This window comes from Petralouisia muris (assembly GCF_004793545.1).
Lineage (GTDB): Bacteria > Bacillota > Clostridia > Lachnospirales > Lachnospiraceae > Petralouisia > Petralouisia muris.
In genome coordinates this window covers 1-6888 of record NZ_SRYA01000134.1, presented here as the reverse complement: position 1 = coordinate 6888, position 6888 = coordinate 1, and the positions used below count along the sequence as shown (strand labels likewise).

General features: G+C 41.8%; 14 protein-coding genes. 10 read left to right on the top strand and 4 right to left on the bottom strand.

What is annotated here, in order from left to right:
* Positions 1-93: 93 nt before the first annotated feature.
* Entirely contained in the window at positions 94-522 is a 429-nt protein-coding gene (locus E5329_RS27635; protein ID WP_135992367.1) for a hypothetical protein, read from the top strand.
* 26 nt (positions 523-548) lie between these two features.
* Complete coding sequence (locus E5329_RS27630) at positions 549-1055, top strand: hypothetical protein (protein ID WP_275443823.1); 507 nt, start codon at positions 549-551, stop codon at positions 1053-1055.
* Positions 1056-1209: 154 nt separating this feature from the next.
* Here the strand turns inward: E5329_RS27630 and E5329_RS27625 are convergent, their stop codons facing one another.
* From E5329_RS27625 to E5329_RS31950, 3 genes are all read right to left on the bottom strand, one after another.
* A complete protein-coding gene (locus tag E5329_RS27625) occupies positions 1210-1440 on the bottom strand; it encodes a helix-turn-helix domain-containing protein (RefSeq protein ID WP_135992366.1) in 231 nt (76 codons plus the stop codon).
* Between the two features lie 127 nt (positions 1441-1567).
* Positions 1568-1807, bottom strand: a complete 240-nt coding sequence (locus tag E5329_RS27620) for a helix-turn-helix domain-containing protein (RefSeq protein WP_135992365.1) — start codon at positions 1805-1807, stop codon at positions 1568-1570.
* Between the two features lie 355 nt (positions 1808-2162).
* Entirely contained in the window at positions 2163-2288 is a 126-nt protein-coding gene (locus tag E5329_RS31950) for a helix-turn-helix transcriptional regulator (RefSeq protein ID WP_330572393.1), read from the bottom strand.
* A gap of 94 nt (positions 2289-2382) precedes the next feature.
* Here E5329_RS31950 and E5329_RS27610 point away from each other — a divergent pair, with 94 nt between their 5' ends.
* From E5329_RS27610 to ltrA, 7 genes are all read left to right on the top strand, one after another.
* Entirely contained in the window at positions 2383-2835 is a 453-nt protein-coding gene (locus tag E5329_RS27610) for a hypothetical protein (protein ID WP_135992364.1), read from the top strand.
* 158 nt (positions 2836-2993) lie between these two features.
* Positions 2994-3365: a zinc ribbon domain-containing protein gene (locus E5329_RS27605; protein WP_135992363.1), complete on the top strand. Its 372-nt coding sequence runs from the start codon at positions 2994-2996 to the stop codon at positions 3363-3365.
* Positions 3366-3367: 2 nt separating this feature from the next.
* A complete protein-coding gene (locus E5329_RS27600) occupies positions 3368-3814 on the top strand; it encodes a flavodoxin (protein ID WP_168356803.1) in 447 nt (148 codons plus the stop codon).
* 56 nt (positions 3815-3870) lie between these two features.
* Positions 3871-4281, top strand: a complete 411-nt coding sequence (locus E5329_RS27595) for a peptide deformylase (RefSeq protein ID WP_135992361.1) — start codon at positions 3871-3873, stop codon at positions 4279-4281.
* A 69-nt stretch (positions 4282-4350) separates the two neighbouring features.
* Entirely contained in the window at positions 4351-4542 is a 192-nt protein-coding gene (locus E5329_RS27590) for an adenylate kinase (protein ID WP_275443822.1), read from the top strand.
* Between the two features lie 119 nt (positions 4543-4661).
* Positions 4662-4985 (top strand): DUF1016 N-terminal domain-containing protein, encoded by a 324-nt coding sequence (locus E5329_RS27585; RefSeq protein WP_330572394.1) that lies wholly within the window; start codon positions 4662-4664, stop codon positions 4983-4985.
* Positions 4986-5277: 292 nt separating this feature from the next.
* A complete protein-coding gene (ltrA, locus tag E5329_RS27580) occupies positions 5278-5991 on the top strand; it encodes a group II intron reverse transcriptase/maturase (RefSeq protein ID WP_330572391.1) in 714 nt (237 codons plus the stop codon).
* 330 nt (positions 5992-6321) lie between these two features.
* Here the strand turns inward: ltrA and E5329_RS27575 are convergent, their stop codons facing one another.
* Complete coding sequence (locus tag E5329_RS27575) at positions 6322-6570, bottom strand: hypothetical protein (protein ID WP_135992360.1); 249 nt, start codon at positions 6568-6570, stop codon at positions 6322-6324.
* A 69-nt stretch (positions 6571-6639) separates the two neighbouring features.
* On the opposite strand from E5329_RS27575, the gene E5329_RS27570 reads away from it, so the two are divergent.
* The gene (locus E5329_RS27570; RefSeq protein ID WP_275443821.1) at positions 6640-6810 is read left to right on the top strand and encodes a hypothetical protein; all 171 of its coding nucleotides are present in this window, start codon (positions 6640-6642) and stop codon (positions 6808-6810) included.
* Positions 6811-6888 lie beyond the last annotated feature (78 nt).

Here is a 6888-nt window from a genome sequence, read left to right as displayed (position 1 = left end):
AGTAACACAAAAGGGGAAAATACAAAATAAGCTTTTCCGGTTTATCCGGGTTAGGAATATGTGATAAGATAAAGACAAGGAGAAAATAGACGGATGAAAGTGGAAAATATACTTGCGAAAAACATTATAGCAGCCGGAGACCGGGCAAACTATGATGCGGCTTGTAAACGGCTGCTTGCAAATAAGATTATCCTTGCATGGATTATGAAAAGTTGTCTGGAGGAATTTCGGGATTTTGCGGTAGATGAAATTGCTGAGAAATATATAGAAGGCAGTCCGCGGATTGCACAAATGGCAGTAAATCCGGATGAAGTGAACGATTCCAAAGGAGAACAGATTGAAGGCAGTAAAACAGAAGACAGCACGATGAGAGAGGGAACGGTTACCTACGATATCCGTTTTTATGCCCTTGTTCCACAGTCGAAAGAAACCATAAAATTGATTCTCAATGTGGAAGCACAGAGCGATTTTTATCCTGGATACCCAATTATCAAGCGGGGCTTTATTATTGCAGCCGGATGATTTCATCCCAGTATGGGGTGGAATTTATGGATGGGCATTATGAGAAGATACGGAAAGCTATAAGCATCTGGATTTGTGCAGACCCGCCGAAGTACCGTGAAAACACGATTACAAGATATGCAGTCCGGGAAGAAAATATAGTGGGGGATACAACAGAAAAAAGAGAAAATTATGATTTAATAACAGCTGTGATCGTATGTCTTGGAAATGCGGGAGACGATAAGTATACAGGAATCTTAAAGCTTTTGGATGTTTTACTTTCGTCAGAGAGGAAACCTGACGAAAAGAAGAGGATCCTGCAGGATGATTTCAATATTAAAATGACAAGAGAGTTAGAAAGCGAGGTGCTCTTGATGTGTAATTTGAGTAAAGGAATAGAAGAAAAAGGGATTAAGGAAGGAATCAAAGAGGGGATTCTGGCATCTATCCAAAATCTGATGGAAAGCATGGGATGGAGTGCAGAGCAGGCAATGGCGGCACTTAAAATCCCGGAATCTGAACAGATTCAGTATGTCAATGGATTAAAGAAATAAACAGATATCGTTGAAGGAAAATTGGTTGCCAGGTGCGCATAATTGATGAAAAATCCTATATTATGCACATCCCTAAAAAGGGATGTAGCCTGGAAAAGCAACACGAATGAAAAAAGCATGGCAGTCTGAAAGGATTTCCATACTTTTTCTGTGTTTAGGAACTGTTAATCAAGCTCTTTTTCTTTGTCCTGCCTAACAGGTAATCTGTGGAGCAGCCATAATATTCAGCCAGTGCAATCAGGATATCAAGAGGAATTTTTCTGGTTCCGTTTTCATAATGGGAATATGCCCGCTGACTGATGCCAAGGGCATCAGCCAGTTCTTTCTGCTTGATATCAGAATCTTCCCGTAACCCTTTAATACGTGTAATATCTACCGTAGCCATATCCTTCGTCCTCCTGTAAAGAATTATATGCAGAACAGATTGGACTACTTTGTTTTGAAACAATATGGACTAAAGAAGGGAGATTATTTTTAAAAGCTACTGGAAGTTTTTTCTCGGCAGCCCATGTCTAATCATCTTTATTTGTAGATGGTATGTATTCTAATAAATCTTCAATACGGCAGTCAAGCGTAGAACAGATTCTTGCCAGAACAACAATATCAAGCCTTGAGATTTCGTTCCGGCAGTAGTGGTTGATCTGGGTTCTTTGCATTTCTGCCCGATGTGCCAGTTTGTTTTTGCTAAGCTTCCGTTGTTTTAGCAGTTCATCCAGTTTTACCCTTATGTACCCATAATCCTTTGTTTTCATGATATACCTCTTTTCAAAAAATATTTAATCTGTAACGATTTCAAAATATAATTAGCAAAATCCTGGCCTGAGGAAAATTTGAGGAATGGTATTGGCTTATGGAAATGCAAATCCAGTTAATTTTTTGACAGAAAGAATAAGGGCCTTTTAGGTCATGGCCGGGATTGGTGAAATAAAAAGCAATACGAAAAATCTGATTGGGGAAAGATGCAGGCATGGCAGCTGTAAGGGATTGCCATGCCTGTTCTATGCAGACGGAGGGGGGGTTGCGCTTTCCCTTTGTGCGTCCCAGCAGATAGTCCGTGGAACATCCGTAAAAATCTGCCAGTGCGACCAGGATATCAAGGGGAATTTTTCAGGTTCCATTTTCATAATGCGAGTATGAACGCTGGCTGAGGTTCAGAATCTTCGCCAGTTCTTTTTGGTTCAAATCGTGGTCTTCTCTTAAGTCTTTCATATGTCTTATATCTATTCCCAACATTTTATACCTCCATAAGTTTATTATATGCAGAACAAAATGGGCTATAATTTTCAATGTTCTCATGTGTAAGAAAACGATTGGAGGAACCAAGGCAATGAACAAATGGAAACGGCTCATGGAAGCTGCCCTGCTGATTTTAATGGTGGCAGGTATGATATGTTATGGCACGAAAGGCTCCGAGGAATGGGAAGAAAATCATACAGGAATCCCGGATGCGGTCAGCAGTATGTCCAGTGATAACTGGCAGTATTTAAAAGTGGTGGCAAATAGTGACCGGATTGAGGATAAGGAAGCCTTTGCCTGTGAGGTGGTCCGGATGTGCCGGGAAAATTCGTTCCATACCATCCGGTTTTCTACAGATATCAATGGTTATCCAAGAGGGCTAACGATTACGGTATATTTAAACCGCAGGGGTGTGGAGCGAAATGAGCCGGTCTGTGAGATTGACTTCCGTACCGAAGAGTATAGGGAAGACTGGGATATCAAAAATAATGTGGAGCATTTTCAACTGTATCTGGATGGGAAGGAAATTGATTTTTATGAATGAAGATTTAGGATTTTGATTTTCGGACGGAAAGTGCTGTGATGTCGGAAATACGAGCAGAAAGTCAGACGGGAATGGAGTGATACAATGGGAATACGGTTGCATTTTAAAAGAAGGAATCCTATAATAGAAGCTATAAATGGATAGGGAGAAGCAGGCAGATGTTTTTAATCATGGGAGTTACTCAGGGAAGAAAAGATTTTGACTATAATCAGATGATGGTTTGTGCGCGCTGCGGCTCTTATGGAAGATACCAGGTGTACATGACTTATATGTGTCTGTCGCTGTTTTTCATTCCCTGTTTGAAATGGAGCAGACAGTACTATGTACAAAGTACATGCTGCAATACGGTTTATTCTCTTGCGCCGGAGATTGGGAAGCAGATTGTAAGGGGAGAAAAGATAGAAATCCTGCCGGAACATCTGACACAGGTACAGGCGGGATACAAAAGCAGAGTCAAAAGATGCGTAAACTGTGGATATGAGACGCAGGAAGAGTTTGAATACTGCCCGAAATGTGGAAGGAGATTTTGATTATGGCTACATTAGTGATTTATTTTTCCCAGACAGGAACAACCAAAGCGGCCGCTGAGAAGATTTCGGAGTTAAAGAAGGCGGACTTAGTGGAAATTAAGCCCAAAAGACCCTATGAGATGTCCTATGGGAAGACGGTATTGACCTCTATGAAAGAGATTCTTACAAAAGCACGTCCAGAGCTTGCAATGGAGATCCCAGACGTACAAAAATATGCTCGTCTCTTGAGCGGGTTCCCTGTCTGGTGCGGAGCCGCACCAAATGTAGTTCTGACGCTGTTAGATGCCCTGGATTTAAACGGGAAGCATGCGGCTGTATTTACCACAAGTGGTGCCACAAAACCGGCGAAGCTTGCTGTAAAGCTAAAGAAGATGTATCCAGAGGCCAGATGGCATAAGCCGTTAAATGCAAATGGCATGACAGAGGAAGAAATCCGGAACTGGATGTAAGGCGCACAGGTTCCGGCAGATGCTTGATCTAAAAAGCGAAGAGAGGATGAGAAATCATGGTGAAACAGATTGTAAGAGATGTATTCTTTCTGGGGCAGAAATCAGAACCGGCAACCAGGGATGACCTGCAGGTAGGAAGAGATCTGCAGGATACCTTACATGCTAACCGTGACCGCTGTGTCGGCATGGCGGCCAATATGATCGGCGTGAAGAAAAATATCATCATTGTAAATATAGGAACCGTTGACATTGTGATGTTCAATCCGGTGCTGGTTCGGGGAGACGGGATTTATGAAACAGAGGAAGGCTGCCTGTCTCTTGACGGGGTTCGTAAAACAAGCCGTTACCAGGAGATAGAGGTAGAATATTTAGATTTCAACTGGAAAAAGCAGAAGATTAAGCTGAAAGACTGGCCGGCGCAGATTGCGCAGCATGAGATAGACCATCTTTCCGGGAGGGTGATATAGGTATCGTTTAGAGGGAACAAAGAGACACAATCTATTGATGAGTAGGACAGTCAAGAGATAAATTAGAAAATGGAGTATTTGATTTCGGAGATAAAAAAGGATAGTAAAAAAATTATTGTGGATTCTCTTGGAAACATTGTGACAGTCTGTGATGGTTTCATGGCTGGTTCAGCTGAATATATCAGGATTATATTGGTGGTAAGAATGAACTGTGTCGGAACAACAAGAAGTTTAGCATCCCAGGTATATAAAGAGCAATGAGAGAATTGACAGAACAGGGTGTAGTTATCAAAAATAGAATTACGAGAAAAGTGAAGCTGACCTGTGACAACAATGTTGACACAGATTTGTGAAAGGTGACGAATTTTTATGAAAAATGAATAACAGCAGTAGGAAACCTTATTCAGATAATTAGTCAATCAAGGCAGAATGCTTTGAAAAAGGTTAATGAAGAACTGATTCAAATGTATTGGAAAGTAGGAGAAAATCTGAGTAAAGAATCTACGAAAGCATTATTTGGAGATGCCTATATAGATACTGTCGCGGAAAAGATTCAAAATGCATTTCCTGGGATTAAGGGATTTAACAGGCGCGGCTTATATCGTATGAAGAAATTTTATGAAACTTATGCAGACGATGAATTTGTGACAACGCTGTTGTCACAAATTAGTGTGCGCCTTGCGGCGCACGTTTCTAATGGGTGAAACTCCCTAATCCGCCCTAGTAGTGGGAAGGATACAGCCGAACGCCAAGGGTGTCCATCGCGAGGTGGAATCTGAAGGAAGGCGCAGGCAAATCTCTGGTCTGACGAACAGAAATCACATCAGGCTATAGTTAGGGATAAGGTTGCACTACAAACTAAAGTCCAATAACTACTCGGAACTAACTATAGTGAATGTGGCAGATATATGGAGAGAAAGAAACGTGTGGCGCCAAGGGAGGTCTCGCATTACTGAAAAGAGCGGTGTCATTACAGACTGCTGGACGAACAATCTTTTGGATTTGATTCTACGGAAAGAAAACCTTAACAAGGCATATCGGCAGGTAAAATCAAACAAGGGAAGCGGTGGAATTGACGGAATGCAGGTGGATGAATTTCTGCCCTGCCTAAGAGAAAATCAGGAAACCTTAATCCAAAAGATAAGGGATGGCAAATATAAGCAAAACCCGGTCCGGAGGGTGGAAATACCCAAAGAAACAAAAGGCGAGTTTCGCAGGCTTGGAGTTCCTGCTGTAGTTGACCGGGTAATGCAACAGGCAATCACACAGGAACTCACGCCAATCTATAAGGAGCAATCCTCGGGAAACGGTTATGGTTTTCGCCCGAACCGAGGAGCGCATAATGCCCTCAGACAATGCCAAAAGAATGTAAATGACGGCTATGTATATGTGGTGGATATGGACTTGGAAAAGTTTTTTGACACAGTAAGCCAGAGTAAGCTGATAGAGGCGTTGTCAAGAACCATCAAGGATGGCGGAGTAATTTCGCTGATACACAAATGCCTGAATGCCGGAGTTATAGCAAAAGGGATGTTTGAGCGTACAGAAACAGGAACGCCGCAAGGTGGTCCGCTTAGTCCATTGCTAAGCAATGTCATGCTAAACGAACTGGACAAAGAATTAGAGAGCAGAGGACATAGATATGTTCGTTATGCAGATGACTGTGTGATTTTCTGCAAGAGCGGGAAAAGCGCAGAAAGAACCGGATGAATGGGCAAGACGCAGAATCAGGGCGGTCTACTGAAAACAATGGAAGAAAATCAAAACAAAGTGCCGAATGCTGAAAGCATTGGGAATGGAACATTGGAGGGCAAAAGAACTTGCATGTAGTGGAAAAGGTTACTGGCGCATGGCGCAAGTCCTAAACCAAATCTTTTCAAATAAAATAATAGCCAAGCTGGGATATACATCCATGCTTGACTATTATCTGGTAGTTTGTGAAAACTAAGGAACCGCCGTGTACGGAACCGTACGCACGGTGGTGTGAGAGGTCGGCTAATCAATTAATGGTTAGCCTCCTACTCGATTCCAATTCTTCCATTATTCAGCACCATGACCTTTCTCGAGCTCTTTTGCATGGTCTTCACCAAGATGATAGAGTTTATACATCCCCGCCTCTTTTACTGAAACGAAATAATTCTTTAAATTTTTTGCATTATTTAAGGCGGCCTTTAAATCAAAGGAAGTAGGCAAATCAGCAATCCTGAGTGCGGTAAAAATGATATCTCCATTAAATTCCGTAACCCCATATTGTGTAAGTTTATATGCTATTAAGACTACGTGTTCCATATTATTTATACCTTTAAATGATAACAAATTATTTCAGAAGTTCATCCATATGATTATACAGACAGGGCTTTGTTATGGGAGATGTTCCAGGAAGCCATTGAGGTTCAGGAGGAAGGACCAGAAGAAGTTGAGAGGATGGAGGAAAGGAAGAAAGAAAAAGTACAGACACCGATGGTGTACGATTACTCGGATGTAATAGAATTGACAGACATAAATGATTGGTTTGCAGAAGAGGGGTAGCCAGAAACTATCCCTCTTTTTTGCTTTATAGGAAATTGCGATTTTTGAGGAGAGAAAAAGAACAAGAGTTTACCGAAC

Bases quoted from the DNA above. Each gene is read 5' to 3' on its own strand.
- E5329_RS27635 (WP_135992367.1), top strand. From the start codon at position 94: ATGAAAGTGGAAAATATACTTGCGAAAAACATTATAGCAGCCGGAGAC.
- E5329_RS27630 (WP_275443823.1), top strand. From the start codon at position 549: ATGGATGGGCATTATGAGAAGATACGGAAAGCTATAAGCATCTGGATT.
- E5329_RS27625 (WP_135992366.1), bottom strand. From the start codon at position 1,440: ATGGCTACGGTAGATATTACACGTATTAAAGGGTTACGGGAAGATTCT.
- E5329_RS27620 (WP_135992365.1), bottom strand. From the start codon at position 1,807: ATGAAAACAAAGGATTATGGGTACATAAGGGTAAAACTGGATGAACTG.
- E5329_RS31950 (WP_330572393.1), bottom strand. From the start codon at position 2,288: ATGTTGGGAATAGATATAAGACATATGAAAGACTTAAGAGAAGACCAC.
- E5329_RS27610 (WP_135992364.1), top strand. From the start codon at position 2,383: ATGAACAAATGGAAACGGCTCATGGAAGCTGCCCTGCTGATTTTAATG.
- E5329_RS27605 (WP_135992363.1), top strand. From the start codon at position 2,994: ATGTTTTTAATCATGGGAGTTACTCAGGGAAGAAAAGATTTTGACTAT.
- E5329_RS27600 (WP_168356803.1), top strand. From the start codon at position 3,368: ATGGCTACATTAGTGATTTATTTTTCCCAGACAGGAACAACCAAAGCG.
- E5329_RS27595 (WP_135992361.1), top strand. From the start codon at position 3,871: ATGGTGAAACAGATTGTAAGAGATGTATTCTTTCTGGGGCAGAAATCA.
- E5329_RS27590 (WP_275443822.1), top strand. From the start codon at position 4,351: ATGGAGTATTTGATTTCGGAGATAAAAAAGGATAGTAAAAAAATTATT.
- E5329_RS27575 (WP_135992360.1), bottom strand. From the start codon at position 6,570: ATGGAACACGTAGTCTTAATAGCATATAAACTTACACAATATGGGGTT.